This window comes from Pseudomonas sp. RIT-562 (assembly GCF_026241895.1).
In the GTDB taxonomy this organism is placed as follows: Bacteria; Pseudomonadota; Gammaproteobacteria; order Pseudomonadales; family Pseudomonadaceae; genus Aquipseudomonas; species Aquipseudomonas mandelii_F.
On record NZ_JAPJIV010000091.1, the window covers coordinates 1 to 246 of the forward strand.

General features: G+C 55.7%; 1 protein-coding gene. It reads right to left on the reverse strand.

The annotated features are described in order from the left end of the window. Positions 1-155: cytochrome ubiquinol oxidase subunit I (locus tag ORL50_RS28900; RefSeq protein ID WP_323055294.1), on the reverse strand; the 155-nt coding region annotated here is incomplete at its 3' end. Positions 156-246: the final 91 nt, after the last annotated feature.

The following is a 246-nucleotide window of genomic DNA, read 5'->3' on the forward strand; positions in this document are numbered from 1 at the left end:
AGGTAGACCTTTCGTCTTCGCCACAGCCACAGCGCTTCGAGCACCATCAAAAAACTGGCCAGCCCGATGGTCAGTGCCGCCAGCACAATATGAAAACTGATGGTGATCGCGAACTGGGCACGCGCCGCCATCAGCGCCGAATCAACCGCGTCCATGCTGTCCACTCACCATTATCCAACACAGAGCTGTTGGTAGTAGCAAGCACAGGCAACCGAGGTAGCCAAAAGTACTGGCGGGAATAGGCAT